The following is a 23,147-nucleotide window of genomic DNA, read 5'->3' on the forward strand; positions in this document are numbered from 1 at the left end:
GCGTCCTGGTTGGGACGAGCCCTGGTTGTTCGGGACAACCATTTTCACGCTCGGACAGCCAGGGGTGGATCCGATGAAAACGGAGCATGCTGGTCATGACTGACACAACTATCGATTTTTCCGTGCTGGAATCCCGGTCCGGTCGATCGGGCTTTGCCGAGCACGTCAATCCCGAACTGTACCGCTTGTTGTCTGCGCTGAACCTGGATCGCGAGTACGTGCGCGGCGACGGGACGGTCCTGTTCGACGCCTCGGGCCGACGCTATCTCGACTTCGCGGGGGCGTACGGAGCCCTTCCGTTCGGGCACGGTCCCACTCCGATCTGGCAGGCGGTCAACGACGTTCGCTGCAGCGGGGAGGCAATTTTCGTGCAGCCCTCGGTGCTGAGCGCGGCCGGTGAATTGGCAGATCGGTTGGGGCGCTTGGCCCCCGAGGGGTTGACGCGAACGACGTTCGTCAACAGTGGTACCGAGGCGACGGAGGTCGCGCTCAAGATCGCCCGAGCGCACACCGGGCGGCTGGGTGTGCTGACCACCGCGAACAGTTTCCACGGTAAGACCCTCGGTGCCTTGTCTGCGACGGGAAACATCAAGTATCAGAACGGTTTCGGCGCTCCGGTCGAGGGATTCGATCATATCGAGTTCGGGGATTCGGATGCGCTCGACGCGGCCCTGGCGGCAGCACCCGGGCATTATGCAGTGTTTCTGGTGGAGCCGATTCAGGGTGAGGGTGGAGTGGTGTGCCCGCCCGACGGATACCTGCGCCGCGTGCGGGAGATCTGCGATCGGCACGGGGTGCTCATGGCACTCGACGAGGTGCAGACCGGGCTCGGCCGGACGGGCCGGATGTTCGCAGCCGAGCACGACGGCGTGGTGCCGGACATTCTTACTCTCGCCAAGGCGCTCGGTGGCGGGATCGTGCCGGTGGGCGCGGTGCTGAGCCGCCCGGAGTTGGTGGGGGAGAGCTTCGCGCTACGGCACACGTCGACCTTCGCGGGGAACGCGTTGGCTGCACGGGTGGGTATCGCGGTACTCGAAGAACTGACTCGGGACGGCTGCGCGGTGGTGGAGAATGCGGCAGTACTCGGCCATCGGCTGAAGAACGATCTGAGCGCGCTGGCCGAGAAGTATCCGTCGGTGGTCACCGAGGTACGCGGCCGCGGACTGTTGCTGGGCATCGAACTCACCGCGGACGTGAACTTCGTCGGACGGCAGTCGCTGCTCGGATCGATCGCAGATCAGCACAACCTCTCCGCGGTGATCTGCTCGTACCTGCTCAATGTCGAGGGGATCCGAGTGGCTCCGACTCTGTTCGGCAACAGGGTGATTCGCATCGAGCCGCCGCTCACGGTGTCCGGGGTGCAGTGCTCGCGTCTGGTCGCAGCACTGGACCGGGCGTTGGGCTACGCGGCAGCGGGAGACATGGACGGATTGTTCGGGCACCTGTTGGGCCGTCCGACCGTCGCCACGCCGCCTGCCCTCGCGGCGCTGCGTCCCGGGCGTACCCCCGACATCGCGGTACGGCCCACCGATCGACGTTTCGCGTTCATCGCACATCCCCTCGATCTCGGGTTCTTCGCGGCATTCGACCCGGCGCTCGAGGTGTTCGACGACTCCGAGCGACAGGACTTGCTCGAGCGGTTCGCGGCGTCGACGTCCGAGCTCGAACCCGCGTCGTTCGTCATCGGCAGTGGCCGGGTCGTCGGAGGCGGGGACGCGACGGCGCACGGTGATCTGATCGGGCTGCCGTACACCTCTCAGCAGTTGCTGCAGCTGCCGACCCAGCGTGCGCTGGCAGTGGTGGGCGGTGCCGTCGAGCTGGCGATCTCACGCGGTGCAACGGTCGTCGGGTTGGGCGGTTACTCGTCGGTGATCACCGTCAACGGGTTGGGTCTCGGCGCGACGACGCGTCCCATCACCACCGGCAACACGTTCACCGCTGCGGCCAGTCTGCGGGCTGTTCGACGCGTGTGCCGTGAACGCGGAATCGATGTCGCGCGGGCTCGGGTGACGATTCTCGGTGCCGCCGGGGCGATCGGGCGAACCATCGGCAGGCAGTTGGCCGGCGAGGTCGGTGCCGTCGTGCTGGTCGGTAGGCAGGGGGAGAGTTCGGTGATCGCTCCCAAGCTGTGGGCGGCTGCGCAGGAGATGGTGGCGAGCGCTCGGGCGGGTGCGGGGTCGGGGGAGCTGGCCGCCGCCGCGCACGCTGTCGACGGTGATCTGGACGATCTGATCAGGTCGCGGCACCTGGGGTTCTTCACCGATCCCGTTGCTGCGGTGCATGATTCGTTGATCGTCATCGCTGCGACGTCGGCACCACATGCGTTGATCGATCCGACGGATCTGATGGAGGGTGCCATCGTCTGCGATGTGGCGCAGCCGCCGAACATCGGCCGGGACGTGCGCAGTGAGCGGCCGGACGTCACGGTGTTCGACGGCGGCATCGTGCAGGTGCCGGCGGGTTCGGATTTCGGGCTGACCTACGGGTTGGCTCCTGGGCTGACCTACGCCTGTATGGCCGAGACGATGCTGATCGCGTTGTCGGCTGAGTTCGGACTGCGCAGTGTCGGGGCCACCCTCGACGGCGAGAGCGTCGAACGGTTGGGTGAGTTGGCCGATCTGCACGGCTTCGCGCTCGCCGAGGCCACGCGGTGGCGGGAGAGCGCCCGGTAGTCGGCAGGGGCGGGGCGCGTCGGTGTCCCCGCCCGCAGCCCCGCCCCGCCCCCGCCCCTGCCGTCTGCGTCAATGGACCCTTGCATACGTCTCGGCGGTGCAATGGTCCATCGACGCGACCGGTTCGAGTGCGGTCTCACGGAAAACGGGTCTCACGGAAAACGGATCGGGCCGAACCTCTTGACGAAGGAAGGCTCAAGGGTCACTCTTGTCGTCAGGAGCACCCCCAGCGGTTCTGAAGCGCAGCGGCATCGGGCGTACGGCAGGCGACACGCTTTCGTCGAGTCAGCGCACGAATGGACCCCGGGTGCTACTTTTGATGCCCCCGTTGCGCTCTGCGCACATTTGGGGTACCTTTGGACGTTGCGCTGGCTGCCTCCTGTCCACCTCTCGATCGCTGTTACCCGAAAGCACGTTTTCGGGCCGCTGTGATGGGGATTCGGTCTGGTTGCACCAGCCGAAATTCGCCCCACATATAGCAAACAGATACAGCGGCGGTCGCACTGCACGAGCGACCCGCGTGAGGTGCTGGAAGGACGCATCTTGGCAGTCTCTAGCCAGACCAAGGCAGTTGTCGGAACACCGGGAGCCCCGAGGAGGGTTTCGTTCGCGAACATTCGCGAGCCGTTGGAGGTACCCGGTCTCCTCGATGTACAGACGGATTCGTTCGAATGGCTGGTAGGTGCGCAGAGTTGGCGTGACCGTGCCGCCGCCCGCGGAGACAGCAGTGTCGCCGGTGGACTCGAGGACATCCTGACCGAGCTCTCTCCGATCGAGGACTTCTCGGGCTCGATGTCTCTCTCCTTCTCCGACCCACGATTCGACGAGGTCAAGGCCTCGACCGATGAGTGCAAGGACAAGGACATGACGTACGCGGCTCCGCTGTTCGTCACGGCCGAGTTCATCAACAACAACACCGGTGAGATCAAGAGCCAGACGGTCTTCATGGGTGATTTCCCGATGATGACCGACAAGGGCACCTTCATCATCAACGGCACCGAGCGTGTCGTGGTGTCGCAGCTGGTGCGTTCTCCGGGCGTCTACTTCGATCATTCGATCGACAAGACCACCGAGAAGGACCTGCACAGCGTCAAGGTGATCCCCGGTCGCGGTGCATGGCTCGAGTTCGACGTCGACAAGCGCGACACCGTCGGTGTCCGCATCGACCGCAAGCGTCGTCAGCCCGTCACGGTGCTGCTGAAGGCTCTCGGTTGGTCCACCGAGCAGATCACGGAGCGCTTCGGCTTCTCCGAGATCCTCATGGCCACCCTGGAGAAGGACAACACCGCCGGTACCGACGAGGCGCTCCTCGACATCTACCGCAAGCTGCGTCCGGGCGAGCCGCCGACCAAGGAGTCGGCGCAGACCCTGCTGGAGAACCTGTTCTTCAAGGACAAGCGCTACGACCTCGCTCGCGTGGGTCGCTACAAGATCAACAAGAAGCTCGGCCTCAACTCGGGTCAGCCCATCGTGGCGTCGACCCTCACCGAGGAAGACATCGTCGCGACCATCGAGTACCTCGTGCGTCTGCACGCAGGTGAGACCTCGATGACCGCACCCGACGGCGTCGAGGTTCCGGTCGAGGTCGACGACATCGACCACTTCGGCAACCGTCGTCTGCGTACCGTCGGCGAGCTCATCCAGAACCAGATCCGCGTGGGCCTGTCCCGCATGGAGCGCGTCGTGCGCGAACGTATGACGACTCAGGACGTCGAGGCGATCACGCCGCAGACCCTGATCAACATCCGTCCCGTCGTCGCTGCGATCAAGGAGTTCTTCGGAACCTCCCAGCTATCGCAGTTCATGGACCAGAACAACCCGTTGTCGGGTCTGACGCACAAGCGTCGCCTGTCGGCACTGGGACCCGGCGGTCTCTCTCGTGAGCGCGCCGGCCTCGAGGTCCGCGACGTTCACCCGTCGCACTACGGCCGCATGTGCCCCATCGAGACCCCGGAAGGCCCGAACATCGGCCTGATCGGATCGCTCTCGGTGTACGCACGCGTCAATCCGTTCGGCTTCATCGAGACCCCGTACCGCAAGGTCGTCGACGGCAAGGTCACCGACGACGTCGATTACCTGACCGCCGACGAGGAGGATCGCCACACGCTCGCGCAGGCGAACTCTCCGGTCGACGATTCGGGTCACTTCGTCGAGGACAAGATTCTCGTCCGTCGTAAGGGTGGAGAGGTCGAGTTCGTCTCGTCCGACGACATCGATTACATGGACGTCTCGCCGCGACAGATGGTCTCCGTCGCGACCGCGATGATTCCGTTCCTCGAGCACGACGATGCCAACCGTGCCCTGATGGGCGCGAACATGCAGCGTCAGGCCGTCCCGCTGGTGCGCAGCGAGGCTCCGATCGTCGGTACCGGCATGGAGCTGCGTGCAGCTGTCGACGCCGGTGACGTCGTCATCACCGAGAAGACCGGTGTCGTCGAAGAGGTCTCCGCCGATTACGTCACGGTCATGGCCGACGACGGATCGCGCAAGACCTACCGGATGCGCAAGTTCGCGCGTTCCAACCAGGGCACGTGCGCCAACCAGCGTCCGATCGTGGACGAGGGACAGCGCGTCGAGTCCGGCCAGGTCCTCGCCGACGGCCCCTGCACCGAGAACGGTGAGATGGCACTCGGCAAGAACCTGCTGCTGGCGATCATGCCGTGGGAGGGCCACAACTACGAGGACGCGATCATCCTGTCGCAGCGCCTCGTGGAAGAGGACGTTCTCACCTCGATCCACATCGAGGAGCACGAGATCGATGCTCGCGACACCAAGCTCGGTGCCGAGGAGATCACTCGCGACATCCCGAACGTCTCCGACGAGGTCCTCGCTGACCTCGACGAGCGCGGCATCATCCGTATCGGTGCCGAGGTTCGTGACGGCGACGTGCTGGTCGGAAAGGTCACGCCCAAGGGCGAGACCGAGCTGACCCCCGAAGAGCGCCTGCTGCGCGCCATCTTCGGTGAGAAGGCTCGCGAAGTTCGCGACACCTCGCTCAAGGTTCCGCACGGCGAGAACGGAAAGGTCATCGGCATCCGCGTCTTCTCGCGCGACGACGACGACGATCTGCCTCCCGGCGTCAACGAGTTGGTCCGCGTCTACGTGGCTCAGAAGCGCAAGATCCAGGACGGCGACAAGCTCGCCGGCCGCCACGGCAACAAGGGCGTCATCGGCAAGATCCTCCCGCAGGAGGACATGCCGTTCCTGCCCGACGGCACCCCGATCGACATCATCCTCAACACCCACGGTGTTCCGCGTCGTATGAACATCGGGCAGGTCCTCGAAACCCACCTGGGTTGGATCGGCAAGACCGGTTGGAACGTGCAGATCGCCGCGGACGGCAGCAAGCCCGATTGGGCCGAGCGTCTGCCCGAGGAGATGCTGGCGGCTCCGGCCGACAGCAACATCGCCACCCCGGTGTTCGACGGTGCCAAGGAGAATCAGCTCGCCGGCCTGCTGGAGAGCACGATTCCCAACCGCGACGGCGAGCAGATGGTCGGCTCCGACGGAAAGGCCACGTTGTTCGACGGCCGCTCCGGCGAGCCGTTCCCGTACCCGGTGTCGGTGGGCTACATGTACATCATCAAGCTGCACCACTTGGTCGACGACAAGATCCACGCTCGTTCGACCGGGCCGTACTCGATGATCACGCAGCAGCCCCTCGGCGGTAAGGCGCAGTTCGGTGGACAGCGCTTCGGTGAGATGGAGTGCTGGGCCATGCAGGCCTACGGCGCCGCGTACACGCTGCAGGAGCTTCTCACCATCAAGTCGGACGACGTTGTCGGCCGCGTGAAGGTGTACGAGGCGATCGTCAAGGGCGAGAACATCCCGGAGCCGGGTATCCCCGAGTCCTTCAAGGTGCTCCTCAAGGAGCTCCAGTCGCTGTGCCTCAACGTGGAGGTGCTGTCCTCGGACGGCGCAGCCATCACGATGGCCGACGGTGACGACGAAGACCTCGAGCGTGCCGCAGCCAACCTGGGAATCAACCTCTCCCGCAACGAAGCTGCCACGGTCGACGACCTCGCTCAGTAGTTCTGTGGTCTGCCGGATCCGCCCAGTGCGGATCCGGCAGGCGTTCTTCTCATTTGCTCTTCCAGCACAACACCCATAACGGGGAAAGGAAGTTACGTGCTCGACGTCAACTTCTTCGATGAACTTCGCATTGGCCTTGCCACTGCGGACGACATCCGTCAGTGGTCCTACGGCGAGGTCAAGAAGCCGGAGACCATCAACTACCGCACGCTCAAGCCCGAGAAGGACGGCCTCTTCTGCGAGAAGATCTTCGGCCCCACCCGGGACTGGGAGTGCTACTGCGGCAAGTACAAGCGCGTCCGCTTCAAAGGCATCATCTGTGAGCGCTGTGGCGTCGAGGTCACTCGCGCCAAGGTGCGTCGTGAGCGCATGGGCCACATCGAACTGGCCGCTCCGGTCACGCACATCTGGTACTTCAAGGGTGTGCCGTCGCGTCTGGGCTACCTGCTCGACCTGGCTCCGAAGGATCTCGAGAAGATCATCTACTTCGCTGCCTACGTCATCACCACGGTCGACGACGAGCTCCGTCACAACGAGCTCTCGACGCTCGAGGCCGAGATGGAGGTCGAGAAGAAGGCCGTCGCAGATCAGCGCGACGCCGATCTCGAGGCTCGTGCGCAGAAGCTCGAAGCCGACATCGCCGAGCTCGAAGCCGAGGGTGCCAAGTCCGACGTGCGCCGCAAGGTCAAGGACGGCGGCGAGCGCGAGATGCGTCAGCTCCGTGACCGCGCGCAGCGTGAGCTGGATCGTCTCGAAGAGATCTGGACCACGTTCACCAAGCTCGCTCCCAAGCAGCTCATCGTCGACGAGCTCATCTACCGCGAGCTCATCGACCGGTACGGCGAGTACTTCACCGGTGCCATGGGTGCCGAGTCGATCCAGAAGCTCATGCAGACCTTCGACATCGACGCCGAGGCGGAGTCTCTTCGCGAGACCATCCGCAGTGGCAAGGGTCAGAAGAAGCTGCGCGCGCTCAAGCGTCTGAAGGTCGTGGCCGCATTCCAGGCCGGCCGTAACTCGCCGATGGGCATGGTCCTGGACGCTGTCCCGGTCATCCCACCGGAGCTTCGTCCGATGGTGCAGCTCGACGGTGGCCGTTTCGCGACGTCCGACCTCAACGACCTGTACCGCCGCGTCATCAACCGCAACAACCGCCTCAAGCGTCTGATCGATCTCGGTGCTCCCGAGATCATCGTCAACAACGAGAAGCGGATGCTGCAGGAGTCGGTCGACGCCCTGTTCGACAACGGCCGTCGTGGACGTCCGGTCACCGGACCGGGTAACCGTCCGCTGAAGTCGCTCTCCGACTTGCTCAAGGGCAAGCAGGGTCGATTCCGTCAGAACCTCCTCGGCAAGCGCGTCGACTACTCGGGCCGTTCGGTCATCGTCGTCGGCCCGCAGCTCAAGCTGCACCAGTGCGGTCTGCCGAAGCTGATGGCCCTCGAGCTGTTCAAGCCGTTCGTGATGAAGCGTCTGGTGGATCTGAACCACGCGCAGAACATCAAGTCGGCCAAGCGCATGGTCGAGCGTCAGCGTCCGCAGGTGTGGGACGTTCTCGAAGAGGTCATCGCCGAGCACCCCGTGCTGCTGAACCGTGCACCCACCCTGCACCGGTTGGGCATCCAGGCGTTCGAGCCGCAGCTCGTCGAGGGCAAGGCCATCCAGCTGCACCCGCTCGTGTGTGAGGCGTTCAACGCCGACTTCGACGGTGACCAGATGGCTGTCCACCTCCCGCTGTCCGCCGAGGCTCAGGCCGAGGCACGCGTGCTGATGCTGTCGTCGAACAACATCCTCTCGCCTGCATCGGGCCGTCCGCTCGCCATGCCGCGTCTGGACATGGTGACGGGTCTGTACCACCTGACGCGTCTCGATGCCGGTGCTGTCGGCGAGCGCGCCGACGCCAAGACCGACACGGCCGAGTTCGGGGCGTACTCCTCCCCGGCCGAGGCTCAGATGGCCGTCGACCGTGGATCGCTCACGGTGCAGTCGCAGATTCGGGTTCGTCTCACCACGCAGCGCCCGCCGCGTGACATCGAGAACGAGCTGTTCCCCGAGGGCTGGACCCGTGGCGAGGCATGGACCGCGGAAACCACTCTGGGACGCGTTCTCTTCAACGAGCTGCTGCCGGCGGACTACCCGTTCGTCAACGAGCAGATGCCGAAGAAGCGTCAGTCGACCATCATCAACGATCTCGCCGAGCGTTACCCGATGATCGTCGTCGCACAGACCGTCGACAAGCTCAAGGACGCAGGCTTCTACTGGGCCACGCGTTCGGGTGTCACCATCTCGATCTCCGACGTCCTCGTGCCGCCGGAGAAGCCGCAGATCATGGAGACCTTCGAGGCTCAGGCCGATCAGATCGAGAAGAAGTACCAGCGTGGCGCACTCGACAAGGTCGAGCGCAACTCCGCATTGGTCAAGATCTGGCAGGACGCGACCGAGCAGGTCGGTAAGGCCATGGAGGCCCACTTCCCCGACGACAACCCGATCCCGATGATCGTGAAGTCCGGCGCAGCCGGAAACATGACTCAGGTTCGCTCGCTCGCCGGTATGAAGGGCCTGGTGACGAACCCGAAGGGTGAGTTCATCCCGCGTCCGATCAAGTCTTCCTTCAAGGAAGGCCTGACGGTCCTCGAGTACTTCATCAACACGCACGGTGCTCGTAAGGGTCTGGCCGACACGGCGCTTCGTACCGCCGACTCGGGCTACCTGACGCGTCGTCTGGTCGACGTCTCGCAGGATGTCATCGTTCGGGAAACCGACTGTGGCACCGAGCGCGGCATCGTCACGACGATCGCCGAGAAGACGGCCGACGGCAAGATGATCCGCGACGCTCACGTCGAGACCAGCACGTACGCCCGCACCTTGGCGAACGACGCTGTCGACGAGAACGGCACGGTCATCGTCGCTCGTGGACACGATCTCGGTGACCCGGCCATCGACGCGCTGCTCGCTGCGGGCATCACGTCGGTCAAGGTTCGCTCGGTGCTCACCTGCACCACCGGCACCGGCGTTTGCGCCACCTGCTACGGCCGCTCGATGGCCACCGGCAAGCTGGTCGACATCGGTGAGGCCGTCGGCATCGTTGCCGCACAGTCCATCGGTGAGCCCGGAACCCAGCTGACCATGCGTACCTTCCACCAGGGTGGTGTCGCCGGAGATGACATCACCGGTGGTCTGCCTCGCGTGCAGGAGCTGTTCGAGGCACGTGTGCCGAAGGGCAAGGCTCCGATCGCGGACGTGTCGGGACGCATCCAGCTCGAGGACGGCGATCGTTTCTACAAGATCACCATCGTTCCGGACGACGGCGGCGAAGAGGTTGTCTACGACAAGCTCTCCAAGCGTCAGCGTCTGCGCGTCTTCAAGCACGACGACGGCACCGAGCGCCTTCTGGCGGACGGTGACCACGTCGAGGTCGGCCAGCAGCTCATGGAAGGTGCTGCCGATCCGCACGAGGTGCTGCGCGTGATGGGTCCTCGCCAGGTGCAGATCCACCTCGTCAACGAGGTCCAGGAGGTGTACCGGTCGCAGGGTGTGTCGATTCACGACAAGCACATCGAGACGATCGTGCGCCAGATGCTCCGTCGCGTGACGATCATCGACAGCGGCTCCACCGAATTCCTGCCCGGTTCACTCACCGAGCGCAGCGAATTCGAGTCGAGCAACCGTCGCGTCGTCTCCGAGGGTGGCGAGCCCGCAGCCGGACGTCCGGTCCTGATGGGTATCACCAAGGCGTCGCTGGCCACCGACTCGTGGCTGTCGGCAGCGTCCTTCCAGGAGACCACTCGTGTGCTCACCGACGCGGCGATCAACTGCCGCAGCGACAAGCTCATAGGTCTCAAGGAGAACGTCATCATCGGTAAGCTCATCCCGGCTGGTACCGGCATTAACCGGTACCGGAACATCACGGTGCAGCCGACCGAAGAGGCACGTGCCGCGGCGTACGCGGTGCCGTCGTACGACGATCAGTACTACAGCCCGGACGGCTTCGGCCAGGGAACCGGCGCTGCAGTGCCGCTCGACGACTACGGTTTCTCCAACGAATACCGCTAGAGCGACTTCGTCGCACGTGAGCAGAACTTCGTAGCCCACTACGAATTTCCGCTCACGACGACAGAGCCAGCAGCCAAAGCCCCGCATCGACTTCGGTCGGTGCGGGGTTTTGTCGTATGAGACCTCGGCGGTGAGTTTCCGGCGTGACGCGAGTCCGTACCGACATGACCAACCAAACACCCAGCACCATCGTGAACATCGGCGTGGCCATGTTCACCGTCGCGGACCAGGACAAGGCCCTCGAGTTCTATTCACGTGTGCTCGGCTTCGAGTTGCGCGATGACACGCGTTTCGGCCCCGAGGGCGAGTATCGGTGGGTCGAGGTGGCACCGCCCGGTTCGACGGCGCGGCTCGCCCTGAATCCGCCGATGGGTGACTCGCCCGGCGGGTCCTCGATCGGTGTCGAAACACCCGACGTCGGGGCGGAACATGCGCGACTGAGCGCGATCGGCGGTGTCGATATGGACGCAATCTCCGGGACAGAGGACGGAGCTCCGCCCATGTTCGTACTTCGTGATCCCGACGGCAATATGGTGTGGGTCGTTCAGGCCTGACGCTGGGGAGGCCCATCTTCAGCGCATTGCCGGTACGGCGAACTTCGTCGTCTCGGGCTCGGCGCGGGGTTTCGACGGCTATCGTTGCCCAATGCGAAAGACTGTGCTCGTGCTCGCGATGGTCATGGCGTGGATCGTCGCGGGAGCCCTCCCGGCCGGTGCGGCACCCGGTGATGAGCCTTTGTGGTCCGGCGATTATTCGTTGATGCGGTTCGCAGCGAGCAAGACCGGCACGAGCGCGGCGGCGTCGCAGCGCGAACCGGATTTCTCCAACGTGTACACCTTCGCCTCCGACTGCACCGATGGAGAGTGCGTCGCCTCCGTTGTCGCCGGTCCACCACCGGCGAACGAGTCTCTCCAGAACCGCCCGATCGACTACATCTGGGACGGAACGAGTTGGGTGCACACCTATGACTGGGTGTGGGATTGCTTCAAGGGCGAAGGCGTTCCCAAGGACTACAACGATGCCCGCTCGGTAGCCACTTACACCCCGCAACCCGACGGCAGCTTGACGGGAGTATGGGAGACCACGATCTACGGCGGCTACTGCGACGGCACCGTGGTCATGAACGTTGCTGCGTACCCTGTCCCGGCGATACCCGTCCTGCCTCCGATGTTCGGTAGTAGCTGACCGGGAGAGTCTTTCGTCTGTTCACTTTGCCGTTCGATCGATGACGGGCACAGTTCGCCCTGGTGCGAAACCCTCGAACGATGGTGAGACGGGCTAACGAGGTACGGATCGGTCAGGACATCTCCTTGCGGGCGGGGGCCACGCGTCGACAGTTCCTGACGTGGAGTGCGTTGGTGGGAGCGCTGGCGTTCACTCCCGAACTCGCAGGAACCACAGCGACAGCGGGTGCGCAGTCCGTGGTGACGCCCGATTACCCGTTCCGTCTCGGCGTGGCATCCGGCGACCCACTGCCAGACTCGGTGGTGCTGTGGACCAGGCTCGCCACCGATCCTTTTGCCCCGCTGGGTGGTATGACTCCCGGCGTTGTGCCGGTGCGGTGGCAGATCGCGGCGGACGAGAACTTCGCGCAGATGACCCGCGAAGGCATCGAGCTCGCCACCGAGTTCGACGGCTGGTCGATACACGTCGACGTCCGGGGCCTGGAGCCGGCTCGTGAGTACTTCTATCGCTTCCTCGTCGGCCCGCACGCCAGTCCGGTGGGACGCACCAAAACGGCACCGGCACTGGGTCAGCCGCTCAGCAGGCTCGATTTCGCGTGGGCCTCGTGCCAGAAGTGGGAGGACGGCTACTTCGGCGCGTACCAGGATCTGGCGGCGTCGAACCTGGATGTGGTGTTCTTTCTGGGCGACTACATCTACGAGTACGCCATCAAGGACGAGGGCGCACGCAAGGGCGAGCCACGCACCGAGTCGGCGGCTCGAGAAACCATGGTGCTGGGCGACTATCGGGATCGGTATGCCCTGTACAAGGCGGACGAGAACCTCGCTGCCGCTCATGCCTCGGCACCGTTCGTCTCCGCATTCGACGATCACGAGGTGGACAACAATTGGGCCTCGCAGATCAGCCAAGACGATGACGATCCGAAGCAGTTCCTGTTGCGCAGAGCCGACGCGTTCAAGGCGTGGTGGGAGAACACCCCTGTTCGTGCGAATCTGAAGCCCGTCGGGCCGGACATGACGGTCTATCGCCGGTTCTCGTTCGGCGATCTGGTGGATTTCTCGGTGCTGGACACGCGGCAGTACCGCAGCGATCAAGCGCACGGGGACGGCGAGCATGCGCAGGACGCCGAGACGGCTGATCCGTCCCGCACCATAACCGGTGCGGCACAGGAACAATGGATTCTCGACGGGTTCGCATCACCGTCGAGGTGGAACTTCTTGGCGCATCAGACGGTCATTTCCGATCTGGCCCGCGGACTCGGCAGCGATCGCAAGGTCGGGATGGATCCGTGGAGCGGATACGAGGCCTCGCGGCATCGCATCCTGGACGGGGCTCGGGATCGTGGCACGAAGAACGTCGCGTCGATCGTCGGCGACATTCATCGCACGATCGTGTCGGAACTGCGCCGCGACTACCAGGATCAGGCGTCGCCGATCCAAGGTGTGGAGATCGCGACCACGTCGATCGCGTCGGGCAAGGACGGCGCCGATGTCGACACCGCTGGTGCGGCCATCGCCGAAGCCTCACCGCACGTCAAGTACGGCAACGCTCGACGCGGCTATCTCCGCAGCACGCTGACGAACACCGAATGGCGTTCGGAGGTCAGGGTTCTCGATGCGGTGTCGACGCCAGGCAAGGCGGTACGCACAGCCGCGACCGTCACCGTCCCCGAAGGCCGCCCCGAGATTCAGCTCGGTTGACGCCGACGGTCACTGACGAATCGCGAACATCGGCATTGCAAGCCCGAGCAGCATCACGGTGAACAGGAACCATGCCGCGCCTTGCCAGATCGGCCAGGTGCCACCGGCGCGGTAGGACTTGTATCCCAACGTCAGAGCCCCGATGCCGCCGAGGAAGCACACCGCAGGAACCGCCGCGGCCAACACCGGATTGGTGCGGTCGACGAGGAGGAACACCGCGGTCAGCGCCGCGGCCACCGCTACGACGCCGGCACAGTATCCCGCAGCTTTGCGGAGGGCACCGGGGTCGCTCCAGCGCTTCTCCACGTCGCGGTCGGCGATGGTGCGTTCGGTCGGATCGTTGACGGGCATATCTGTGGGCTACCCGTTCGGCGCGGGTCTACCCATTTCGAGTGGTCAGCGCCCGTCGGCGATGATCTGTGCCACGTTGCGCTCGGCGAGCGCGGTGATGGTCAGCGACGGGTTGGCGGCTCCGGTGCTGCCGGGAATCAGGGCACCGTCGACGACGTAGAGCCCGGGGTGGCCCTTCACGCGCCCGTAATCGTCGGTGACGTCGCCCAGTACCGCGCCGCCGAGGGGGTGGGCGGTGAAGGTGTCGTCGACGTCGCGGGTGAACGGCTCGGCCGCGACGACGGTGCCGCCGGCCTGCGCCATCCGATTCTGTACTGCGCGTAGGGCCTCGACGGTGTCTCGGCTACCGCCCTTCGGCCAGTTCAGCGTCAATCGGTTCGTGGCGGAATCGAATCCGAACTTCCCGCGTAGTGGATCGATGGTCATGCCCAGTGAGCCGATGAAACCCAGGTTCATCGGAACGCCTGGCACATACCAGTTCTCCACGGTCAGCGGCAGTCCTGAGTCGTCGACGATGCGGGATGCGCAGGGCGCTCCCTGCGGTCCGGCGGACATCGGCCCGAGGGAGCGGGTCATCGACGCGTCGCCGTTGGTGCCCCAACCGGTGCCGACGAATTCGTTGAGGTTCGCCAGCGCACCGGTGGTGCGGGCCCGCATCAGCAGCTCGGTGGTGCCGATGGATCCGGCTCCGAGAACGAGAGTGTCGCAGGTGACGGTGCGAGTCTCGACGATGTTGCCGAACGGATCCAGGCGCTCGACCTCGACGCGGTAGCGGCCACCGGATTCGGTGCCGATCGCCGCGACGCGGTGGCTGTGGCACACGATCGCTCGGCCGGTGGCCTCGGCCTGGGGGATGTAGTTCTGCGTCAGATCGTGCTTGGCACCGTTGGAGTTGCCGAAGGTGCTCGCGCCGACGGTCGCAGACGGCCTCGAGCGCCCGCCGATCTCGTCGCGGACGACGTTCCAGTTCCAGTTGCCGTCCACTGCCTGGGGGGTGAAGCCTGCCCGTCGGGCGTGGTCGTCCCAGGTGCGCGAGTGTGCGAAGTTCGGGCTGTTGTAGACGTCCTCGGGCATCGGCGACGGCCGGAGCATCGAGCGGGCCTTGGGGTACCAGGTGGCGGCCATCTCGTCGTAATTCAGTCGTCCGCCGAAGGAGAGGTCGAAGAACTTCTTGTCGGGGGCGATGGTGACGCCGGTGTAGACGATCGACCCGCCGCCGACGGCCGCGCCGCGCCAGACCGAGAGGTTCTCGTAGCGCGTGGTGTCGAGTACGCCGCCGAAGAGGTCGACCGGTCCTACGGGCATGCCGGTGATGTTGGTGAACGAGGTCTGCTGCCACAGTCCGCGACCGTCGGCGGTCATGTCGGCGGTGAAGATCTCGCGCCACGGGTCGCGTGGCCAGCGCAGTCCACGTTCGAGGACGGTCACCTGGGTGCCGGCCTGCGCCATCCGAAGGGCGGCGGCACTGGCACCGAAGCCGGAGCCGATGACGAGAACGGAGGAATGATCCGGTGGACGCGGGGGATCGGCGAACAGTTCGGGAACCAGTGATCGGATGCGGTCGGCACCGATGGGGAGTGCACCTGCTGTGGGCGAGCCCGCCATGCCGGCCGAGCTCAGGACCGGAGCGGCGGCAGCGCCGAGCATTCCGGCAGCGGCCAACCGCAGCAGTTGCCTTCGGTTCACGGAAAGTCCCCCTACTTGACTCACGGACAGCGTTGTCGATTGTGTCGTGTTTGCCGCGAGAAAGCGAACAGTTCGGTCGGTCTCGAGGATGCTTCCCAGCTCGGCCTCAGGTTTGCCTGTCAGACTCCGCTCATGGTTTCGGCATCGGTGTCTCTGTTACTGCTCGTCGTAGCGGTGGTCGGCATCATGGCGCACCGTGTGAACGTGCGGGGGCAGGGGATGCTCGTTGCTGCGTCGTTGGCACATGTCCTCATGCTCGCCGCGGTGCCGGGCACTGCTCTCGCGGCGGTGGCGTTCGGGTGGTGGGGGCTGGCGGCGGGCGCGGCAGTACTGGCAGGCGCGGCCGCGACCCAGCTTCCGCTGCAACGGCGCAGATTCGCACGAAGATCCGATGAGTCGAACCTGACAGTGCTACACGCCAACATCTGGCTGGGTCAGGCCGATCTCGACGCGTTGGTCGCGCTCATCGAGCAGCACCGACCCGACGTGCTCACTCTCGTCGAACTGACGCCCGAGGCCGACGCCCGTCTACGCCCGAGACTGTCCGACTCGTTGCCGCACGCGTACGTCAGCGCTGCGCCCGGCGGCGAGGGTGCCGGGATCTACAGCCGCTTCCCGCTCGTCGACGAGCAGCGCCACGACGGTTTCGTGACAGAACTGCTCTCCGCGCGGGTGGAGATGCCGGGCCGGCCTCTGGTGTTCGCGGTTCACCCCGTGCCGCCGTGGCCGAGGGAGCCGTCCGAATGGGTCCGTGAACTGGGGCTGTTGCGCCAGCTCTTGGCCAAGATCCCCGTCGACGACGGTCCCGTGGTGGTGGCGGGCGACTTCAACGCGACGCAGGATCATCGGCGGTACCGAGATCTACAGGACGGCCGGTTCGTCGATGCGGCGGTGGCCACCGGGGCGGGCATGCTCAGGACGTACCCGGCACACACCTGGTACCCGCCCGTCATCGCCATCGACCATGTACTGGTGGCAGGGCTGGCCGTTCGATCGGTCGAGGCAGTGACGATCGTGGGTTCCGACCACCGTGGCATCCTGGCTCGGCTGCAGCTCCGGCCCTAGCGTCAGGACTGTGCGGGCAACTGTTGCACCGACCATGTGTTGCCGTCGGGGTCGGCGAAGTACACGAACGTGCCCCAGCCCTCGTCCTTGGGCGGATCGATGTTCAGGCCCGCTGACGTGAGGTGCTCGTAGGCCTGCTGGACGTCGTCCACGACCATCAGAATCCCGGCCCCCTTGCCCGGCTCTGCGTCGGTGATGCCCTCGCCGATCGCGATGGAGCACGCCGAGCCCGGGGGAGTGAGCTGGACGTACCGGATGCCGTCCCAAGGGCGAGCGTCGTGGTCGGCGACGAAGCCGATCGAGACGTAGAAGTCCTTGGCGCGATCGACATCGGTGACGGCCAACGTGACGAGTTCGATCTTCATGGTGAGGTTCATGGAGCAATACTGACGCCGATTGCGGACGCATTCGGTCCGCGTCGAACGAACACGTCGAACTAACACGGCGAGAAATATGCCCGACGCCTCGTCGGTTGAGATATCCGTGTTCTTCTCCCTCCTCGACAGATCCCGTACTCGGTCCGGAACAGACGATGCCTCGGCACTCCGTCATTCCGTCGAACGGGCAGTGCATGCAGAGAAGATCGGGCTACATCGGTTCTGGGTGGCCGAGCATCACGGCGTACCCGGCATCGCGTCGGGGGCGCCTGCGGTTCTGGCGGCCGCGGTGGCGTCGCGTACCTCTCGCATTCGCGTCGGATCCGGCGGTGTGATGCTGCCCAACCATCAGCCGCTGATCGTTGCCGAGCAGTTCCTGATGCTGGAGTCTCTCTTTCCCGGCCGGATCGATCTCGGCGTCGGCCGTTCCCTCGGTTTCACCGAACCGGTCCGGGCCGCATTGCGCCGAGACCGTCACGCGCCCGATACCTTCGAGGCCGACATCGCCGAATTGCGTTCGTATCTCGACGGTTCGGCACCGGTGACGGCCCGGCCCGCCGCCCCGGCTCCGCCGGTGTTCGTTCTCGCGACCGGTGCCGGTCTCGAGGTTGCCGCCCGCGCCGGGCTTCCGGTCGTCGTCGGTGGACCGGTGCTCCAGCGCGATGACCCATTGGCGTTGTATCGCAAGCACTTTCGGTCTACGGCGACCAATCCCGAACCGTACGTGATCGCCTCGCTCGACGTGACCATCGCAGCGGACGCTGCCGATGCCCGCAGGCTCGCCGTCCCGGAGGCGTGGGCGATGGCCAGGTCCAGACGAGAGGGTGAGTTCCCGGCTCTCGAACCGGCGTCGGCGATCGATGAATCGCAGTGGACGTCGCAGACGCGCGCCAGAATCGAGGCGTCCCTCGCGTCGAGCATCCTCGGCACGGCCGAGCAGGTCCGCCCGAGGCTCGAGGAGGTGATCGAGCGCACCGGTGCGAACGAGATCATGGCCTCGACGTCCACGTACGATCGCGCCGAATTGTTCGACGCCGATGCCGCGTTCGCTCAGCTCGCGGGGGTGGCGGGCTGAACCGGTGCCATGGGGTTGATAGGTGCCGTGGGGTTGATAGGTGCCGTCGCGGCGAGTGCTGCCACCAGGTCGCGCTGAATGTCGGTGGCGGGCACGGTCGCGTCTACGACGGCCGATACCGGTAGCCGCAATCGACGGTCGGCCTCCGTGCGGAAGACCAGGCCCGTTTTGGGGGTGCTGTCGGCGGTGCTGGCATACAGGATGGACCAGCATTGCGGGTGGTTGAGGAGTTCGGCGCTGGCGGTGTGATCGGACGCCACGGGCGGGCCGAAGCTCAGCGGCAGTCCGCTGCGCTTCATCTCGCGCTCGATCACCCGGTGCAGCAGAATCTGCTCGCTGCGTTTGGGCAGCAGCAACGGGTAGTCGGCGAGCTGGCTCAGGCTCGGGTTGTCCTCCCCGGCGAGGGGATGGCCCTCGGCGAGCACGACGACGAGGTCCTCGGTCCACAGCTCGGTCACGTGCAGGCCGGAGCGTTCGACGCTGCCGCGGATCAGTGCCACCTGACAGTCCCCTGATGTCACCGCTTCGATCTGTTCTGCGAATCGTTTGAGGACGAAGTCGATCTCGGCGTCGGGGTGGTGCTCGCGTACCGCGACGATGGCGGCGATGGCGTTGGCCGCAAACGTCATGTTTCCGGTCAGGCGTAGTTGGTTTCGCTTACGCGTCGTCAACGCCAGGGCGGCCTGCTCGAGCTCCACCATGTGCCGGGCGATGGAGACCAATTGTGCTCCGACAACGGTCAATCGGACGGTACGAGAGGTCCGCTCGAACAGGGGCTCGCCGATCTCTCGTTCCAGCTTGGAGATCTGCAGGCTGATCGCCGATTGCGAGACGTAGCAGCGCTCGGCAGCGCGCGAGAAGTTCAGTTCCTCCCCGACCGCAAGGAAGTACTTCAGTTGCCGCAGTTCCATGGACACGTCCAATCATGAGTTCTACTCATGGATGCTATTTCAACTTCCGCGTTGATAGACCACCGAGGTCGGAGTTTCATGGAGGTAGTTCTTCGTTATGGGAAAGACTCGAGCCGAAAAGGGAAGTGCTGTGCAAACGTACGACGTCGTCATCGTGGGATCGGGATTCGGAGCATTGGCCGCCGCCAAGTCTCTGGGCAAGGCCGGTGTGACGTTCTCGCTGATCTCCAGCACCACCGAACACCTCTTTCAGCCGTTGCTCTACCAGGCCGCCACCGGGATGCTGTCGACGGGCGAGATCGCCCCGCCGATCAGGCGCATCCTCGCGCAGTACGACTCCGCCGACGTCCGTCTCGGACGCGTCGTCGATGTCGATCCCGAGGCTCACCAGGTGACCTACGTCGGCGGTGGCCAGAGCCACACCATCGGCTTCGGCCGTCTCATCGTCGCCACCGGTGCCACCCAGGCGTACTTCGGCCGCGACGAGTTCAAGGACCGCACGTTCGCCCTCAAGACCGTCGACGACGCCATCGCGCTGCGTGAGCAGATTCTGAGCTGCTACGAAACCGCGCACCTGACCACCGATCCGGCTGCCCGCAAGGAGCTGTTGAGCTTCGTCGTCGTCGGTGCAGGCGCGACGGGTGTCGAGCTGGCCGGTCAGATCAGGGATCTCGCGCACCGCTACTTCGCCGGATCGTTCCCGGACATCGAACCCGACGACGTCACGGTGACCCTCGTCGACGGAGTCAAGGAAGTGCTGCCCGCGTTCGGCGGCAAGCTCAGCGCGTACGCCCGCACGAAGCTCGAGAAGTCGGGCGTCGACGTCGTCACCGGGGGCATGGTCACCGATATCGCCGACGACGTCGTGACGGTGCAGGACGTGGATACCAAGACCTCGCGGACGTATCCCGCCAAGACGGTCATCTGGTCGGCGGGAGTGCAGGCCAGCGATCTTGCGGCCACCATCGCGGAGCGCACCGGATGCGAGACCGACCGTGCCGGACGCCTTCTCGTACACGACGACCTGACGGTCGGCTCGGCGAAGGACATCTACGCGATCGGCGACGTGACGTCGTTGAACAAGCTCCCCGGCCAGTCACCTGTGGCGATGCAGCAGGGCAGGCACGTGGCGAAGATGATCATCGGCAAGGTCGACGCCGGGACGCCGTTCAAGTACACCGACAAGGGCAGCATGTCGATCGTAGGCCGATTCAGTGCTGTCGCACGGCTGTTCGGCAAGGTCGACATGTCGGGGCCGATTGCTTGGCTCATGTGGCTCGCCGTGCACCTGATGTACCTGGTCGGCTTCCGTAACCGCTACGTCGCCGTGGTGTCGTGGATGACCTCGTACATCGGCGACAAGCGACCGCACTTCCAGTACACCGACCACTCTGCGTCGATGGGCACGCTGACCAGCCAAAGCTCGGACGAGAAAGAGCGTAAGGCCGCCTAGCTGGTCACCAACCCGTTGCGGTAGGCCCAGATCACCACGTGGACTCGGGTGTTGACGTCGAGTTTGCGGCAGATGTTCCCGACGTGAGTTTTGACCGTGCTCTGTTCGAGCTGCAGTGCACGGGCGATCTCGTTGTTGCCCAGGCCCTTCGCCAGCAGTTGAACCACTTCCATTTCGCGCAGACTCAGGTCGTGTTGCGGTGCAACGGGAGTGGTTCGACTCGGCGTGCCCCGGCGAGCGAACTCGGCCATCAAGCGCGGGGTCAGTCGTGGGGAGAGCGCCGCCCCGCCACCGGCCACGGTGACCACTGCGTCGGCGAGTTCGTCGGGATCGGTGTCCTTGAGCAGGAAGCCGGCTGCCCCGCTGTCGAGGGCGGCGAACACGTACTCGTCGAGGTCGAACGTGGTGACGACGATGACGCGAACGCTGTCGAACTGCGCCAGTATCTCTCGCGTGGCGGTCAGCCCATCGCCGTTCGGCATCCTGATGTCCATCAGCACGACGTCCGGCCGCAGTATCGATACCTGGTGCACGGCATGCTGTCCCGAGCTCGCGTGCCCGACGACCTCGATGTCGGGATGGCCGGCGAGGAACAGCTCGAACCCCTGCCGAACCACAGGCTGATCGTCGGCGATGAGTACGGTGATCATGCTGGTATCTCGATCATACGAACAGCTCCGGGGGCCGAGAGATCATTCCGCCCATGGGCAGTCGAGCGCGCACGGTCCACGTTGTTCGGTCGTCGGACAATCCGGCATCGAGGGTGCCACCGAGCAGTGCGGCACGCTCCCGCATTCCCGGGATGCCGAAGCCCTGACCCGAGGACTCGCGCAGTTCGGAGCCGGCCGGTGGCATCGTATTGGTGACGGTGACCTCGATGGCCGACGAACGATCGGATACTTCGACGCGTACGTCGCAGTTCGGCGCGTGGACTCGGGCATTGGACAACGACTCTTGAACGATGCGGTAGCACGTCAGTTGCACGGCGCTATCTGTTCCACTTATCTTGTCGGTATCGTCGCTGTCTGCCACCATGTTCGTTTCGATGCGCCCGAACGAGATTCGTGACTGCTCGATCAGTTCGGCGATGTCGGAGATCATCGGTTGCGGTGCACGGTCGGTGTCGCTCGGGCGCAGGATGCCGACGATCTGGCGCAGGCTGTCGAGGGTGCGCTGGCCGTGTCCGATTGCGCCGGTGAGTAGTTCGCGTGCCTGCTCGGGGTTGCTCGTGATGAGCGTCTTCGATGCCTTGGCCTGGATGAGCATGGCGGTCAGGTGGTGAGCCGCGACGTCGTGCAGTTCGCGGGCCATGGTCTTTCGTTCGTTGTCCAGAGTCGCGTTCAGCCGTTGCCGGTGTTCGATTTCGGCTCGGCCCAGAGCGGCCTCGCTCTCGAGTTCCTGCGCGCGGTTCCTGGCGATGTACTTGCCCAGTGCGATGAGCACCGTGTAGTTGATGGCGAGGTTCGCGATCTGCTCGACGACCACGCCGATCGTGCCACCGGGGCCGGTGTCGACGCTGACAGCGATTTCGAGGATCAACCCGACGGCGATGGGGGCGAACAGGCGTGGCCCGGTCACCCGAATTGCCAAGGCGGCGATGGCGAACCAGTACAGCGGGGTGAATCCGAGAGTCCGGTCCGGCAGAACGAGAATCAGTGCGATGCTGATGGCCACCACCGACAAGTACGCCGTGACCGGAAAGGATCGGCGTACGCACGTCACCGCGGTCATCGCCAGCAGGGCAACGACACTCACTGCGATCAAGGGTGGGCTGCCGACGAGTTCGTCTCCGGTGTCACCGACCATGCCGGTGGAGAGTTGGAATCCGGCGTAGACGAGCGTGGCCAGAAGCATCTCGATCGGCAGCACAACGGGATTGCGTGGTCGCCAGGACGGGCGAAGTGTGCGCAGCACGCGGTGAAAACCCTGTACCCGGTAACCACCCAGCATCAGAGTCGACTCCGTTCTCCTGCCGCATCTTTCGAGCTCTTCGTACCCGCAGTTTTGGAACCCAGCACCCACAGCGGTCCGGTGACGAACCAGAAGAAGGTGATGACGCCGAGCGGCTGGATCACGGTCTTCAGTGCTGCTGCCTGCTCCGAGTCTGCCACGGTGTAGGCCAGTGCGTAGGTGATCACCAGCGCGATAGCGGCAGCGATCAGCCACTTCACGAATCCTCGGATCTCGTTGCGGTAGGCCTGCGGACCGGCTTTCGGGGGCTTGACCGGTGCGGGCCCACCGGCGAATCGGTACGCGAAGCGCACGTCGAGCCAGGCCACCGTCGAGTGCGCGAACACGACGGTCCAGCCGAGATAGATGCCGGCGAGGCGGTGCGCAAATTCGACATCTCCGCCCCGGTGCAGATCGAGCGCCACAGCCGCGATCAACACGAGGTCGAGGACCGGGAGCAGCGCGAGCGTGATCGTGCTGGCGCGTCGCATACGCGCCAGGTAGCGCAGGCACAGGCCACCGATCACCAGAACCCAGAAGCCGACCTCGCAGATCGCGATCGTGAGCAGAATCGGATTGTCCATGGACATGATCTCACCGCAGCCGATGCGCGCGCGATACCCCCGCGGAGGCGTCG

16 protein-coding genes are annotated in these 23,147 nt (G+C 64.9%); 9 read left to right on the plus strand and 7 right to left on the minus strand.

Features of this window, described 5'->3' with window-relative positions:
• The first annotated feature begins 95 nt into the window (after positions 1-95).
• The 6 genes from AABD04_RS05595 (at position 96) to AABD04_RS05620 (ending at position 13,642) form a co-directional block, all read left to right on the plus strand.
• Positions 96-2,672 (plus strand): aminotransferase class III-fold pyridoxal phosphate-dependent enzyme, encoded by a 2,577-nt coding sequence (locus AABD04_RS05595; RefSeq protein WP_094665775.1) that lies wholly within the window; start codon positions 96-98, stop codon positions 2,670-2,672.
• Between the two features lie 525 nt (positions 2,673-3,197).
• A complete protein-coding gene (gene rpoB / locus AABD04_RS05600) occupies positions 3,198-6,704 on the plus strand; it encodes a DNA-directed RNA polymerase subunit beta (RefSeq protein ID WP_094665727.1) in 3,507 nt (1,168 codons plus the stop codon).
• A 96-nt stretch (positions 6,705-6,800) separates the two neighbouring features.
• On the plus strand, positions 6,801-10,757 hold the full coding sequence (locus AABD04_RS05605) for a DNA-directed RNA polymerase subunit beta' (RefSeq protein ID WP_243596072.1): 3,957 nt from the start codon (positions 6,801-6,803) through the stop codon (positions 10,755-10,757).
• A 164-nt stretch (positions 10,758-10,921) separates the two neighbouring features.
• Entirely contained in the window at positions 10,922-11,311 is a 390-nt protein-coding gene (locus tag AABD04_RS05610; protein ID WP_243596071.1) for a VOC family protein, read from the plus strand.
• A gap of 91 nt (positions 11,312-11,402) precedes the next feature.
• Positions 11,403-11,942 (plus strand): Rv2253 family sensor-like surface protein, encoded by a 540-nt coding sequence (locus AABD04_RS05615; protein WP_243596070.1) that lies wholly within the window; start codon positions 11,403-11,405, stop codon positions 11,940-11,942.
• Between the two features lie 80 nt (positions 11,943-12,022).
• Positions 12,023-13,642, plus strand: coding sequence for an alkaline phosphatase D family protein (locus AABD04_RS05620; protein WP_243596068.1), 1,620 nt, complete (start codon positions 12,023-12,025; stop codon positions 13,640-13,642).
• A 9-nt stretch (positions 13,643-13,651) separates the two neighbouring features.
• Here the strand turns inward: AABD04_RS05620 and AABD04_RS05625 are convergent, their stop codons facing one another.
• Together AABD04_RS05625 and AABD04_RS05630 are read right to left on the minus strand one after the other, a co-directional pair.
• Positions 13,652-13,993, minus strand: coding sequence for a hypothetical protein (locus tag AABD04_RS05625; protein ID WP_341440453.1), 342 nt, complete (start codon positions 13,991-13,993; stop codon positions 13,652-13,654).
• A 45-nt stretch (positions 13,994-14,038) separates the two neighbouring features.
• Complete coding sequence (locus tag AABD04_RS05630) at positions 14,039-15,679, minus strand: GMC oxidoreductase (protein ID WP_423228116.1); 1,641 nt, start codon at positions 15,677-15,679, stop codon at positions 14,039-14,041.
• A 132-nt stretch (positions 15,680-15,811) separates the two neighbouring features.
• On the opposite strand from AABD04_RS05630, the gene AABD04_RS05635 reads away from it, so the two are divergent.
• Positions 15,812-16,744 carry an endonuclease/exonuclease/phosphatase family protein gene (locus AABD04_RS05635; RefSeq protein ID WP_341440454.1) on the plus strand — a complete coding sequence of 311 codons (933 nt, stop codon included), beginning with the start codon at positions 15,812-15,814 and terminating at the stop codon, positions 16,742-16,744.
• A gap of 2 nt (positions 16,745-16,746) precedes the next feature.
• Here AABD04_RS05635 and AABD04_RS05640 read toward each other — a convergent pair whose 3' ends face one another.
• The gene (locus AABD04_RS05640) at positions 16,747-17,121 is read right to left on the minus strand and encodes a VOC family protein (protein WP_341440455.1); all 375 of its coding nucleotides are present in this window, start codon (positions 17,119-17,121) and stop codon (positions 16,747-16,749) included.
• Between the two features lie 106 nt (positions 17,122-17,227).
• On the opposite strand from AABD04_RS05640, the gene AABD04_RS05645 reads away from it, so the two are divergent.
• Positions 17,228-18,196, plus strand: a complete 969-nt coding sequence (locus AABD04_RS05645; RefSeq protein ID WP_341442960.1) for an MsnO8 family LLM class oxidoreductase — start codon at positions 17,228-17,230, stop codon at positions 18,194-18,196.
• On the opposite strand, the gene AABD04_RS05650 is transcribed toward AABD04_RS05645, so the two are convergent.
• Positions 18,172-19,107, minus strand: a complete 936-nt coding sequence (locus tag AABD04_RS05650) for a LysR family transcriptional regulator (RefSeq protein ID WP_341442961.1) — start codon at positions 19,105-19,107, stop codon at positions 18,172-18,174. The two genes, AABD04_RS05645 and AABD04_RS05650, sit on opposite strands and share 25 nt — an antisense overlap.
• 130 nt (positions 19,108-19,237) lie before the next feature.
• Here AABD04_RS05650 and AABD04_RS05655 point away from each other — a divergent pair, with 130 nt between their 5' ends.
• A complete protein-coding gene (locus tag AABD04_RS05655) occupies positions 19,238-20,560 on the plus strand; it encodes an NAD(P)/FAD-dependent oxidoreductase (RefSeq protein WP_423228117.1) in 1,323 nt (440 codons plus the stop codon).
• Here AABD04_RS05655 and AABD04_RS05660 read toward each other — a convergent pair.
• Genes AABD04_RS05660 through AABD04_RS05670 form a run of 3 tightly spaced genes read right to left on the minus strand, consistent with a single transcriptional unit; the run spans position 20,557 to position 23,100 of the window.
• Positions 20,557-21,210 (minus strand): response regulator transcription factor, encoded by a 654-nt coding sequence (locus AABD04_RS05660; protein WP_341440457.1) that lies wholly within the window; start codon positions 21,208-21,210, stop codon positions 20,557-20,559. The two genes, AABD04_RS05655 and AABD04_RS05660, sit on opposite strands and share 4 nt — an antisense overlap.
• Before the next feature lie 13 nt (positions 21,211-21,223).
• Complete coding sequence (locus AABD04_RS05665) at positions 21,224-22,474, minus strand: sensor histidine kinase (RefSeq protein ID WP_341440458.1); 1,251 nt, start codon at positions 22,472-22,474, stop codon at positions 21,224-21,226.
• Positions 22,475-22,509: 35 nt separating this feature from the next.
• The gene (locus AABD04_RS05670) at positions 22,510-23,100 is read right to left on the minus strand and encodes a hypothetical protein (RefSeq protein WP_341440459.1); all 591 of its coding nucleotides are present in this window, start codon (positions 23,098-23,100) and stop codon (positions 22,510-22,512) included.
• Positions 23,101-23,147 lie beyond the last annotated feature (47 nt).

Source organism: Rhodococcoides navarretei (assembly GCF_038069675.1).
Taxonomy (GTDB): Bacteria; Actinomycetota; Actinomycetes; order Mycobacteriales; family Mycobacteriaceae; genus Rhodococcoides; species Rhodococcoides navarretei.

What these genes read in the sequence shown, in the direction of transcription:
- AABD04_RS05640 (WP_341440455.1), bottom strand. Translation starts at nt 17,121, where the DNA reads ATGAACCTCACCATGAAGATCGAACTCGTCACGTTGGCCGTCACCGAT.
- AABD04_RS05615 (WP_243596070.1), top strand. Translation starts at nt 11,403, where the DNA reads ATGCGAAAGACTGTGCTCGTGCTCGCGATGGTCATGGCGTGGATCGTC.
- AABD04_RS05660 (WP_341440457.1), bottom strand. Translation starts at nt 21,210, where the DNA reads ATGATCACCGTACTCATCGCCGACGATCAGCCTGTGGTTCGGCAGGGG.
- AABD04_RS05670 (WP_341440459.1), bottom strand. Translation starts at nt 23,100, where the DNA reads ATGTCCATGGACAATCCGATTCTGCTCACGATCGCGATCTGCGAGGTC.
- AABD04_RS05620 (WP_243596068.1), top strand. Translation starts at nt 12,023, where the DNA reads ATGGTGAGACGGGCTAACGAGGTACGGATCGGTCAGGACATCTCCTTG.
- AABD04_RS05625 (WP_341440453.1), bottom strand. Translation starts at nt 13,993, where the DNA reads ATGCCCGTCAACGATCCGACCGAACGCACCATCGCCGACCGCGACGTG.
- AABD04_RS05650 (WP_341442961.1), bottom strand. Translation starts at nt 19,107, where the DNA reads ATGGAACTGCGGCAACTGAAGTACTTCCTTGCGGTCGGGGAGGAACTG.
- AABD04_RS05610 (WP_243596071.1), top strand. Translation starts at nt 10,922, where the DNA reads ATGACCAACCAAACACCCAGCACCATCGTGAACATCGGCGTGGCCATG.
- AABD04_RS05595 (WP_094665775.1), top strand. Translation starts at nt 96, where the DNA reads ATGACTGACACAACTATCGATTTTTCCGTGCTGGAATCCCGGTCCGGT.
- AABD04_RS05635 (WP_341440454.1), top strand. Translation starts at nt 15,812, where the DNA reads ATGGTTTCGGCATCGGTGTCTCTGTTACTGCTCGTCGTAGCGGTGGTC.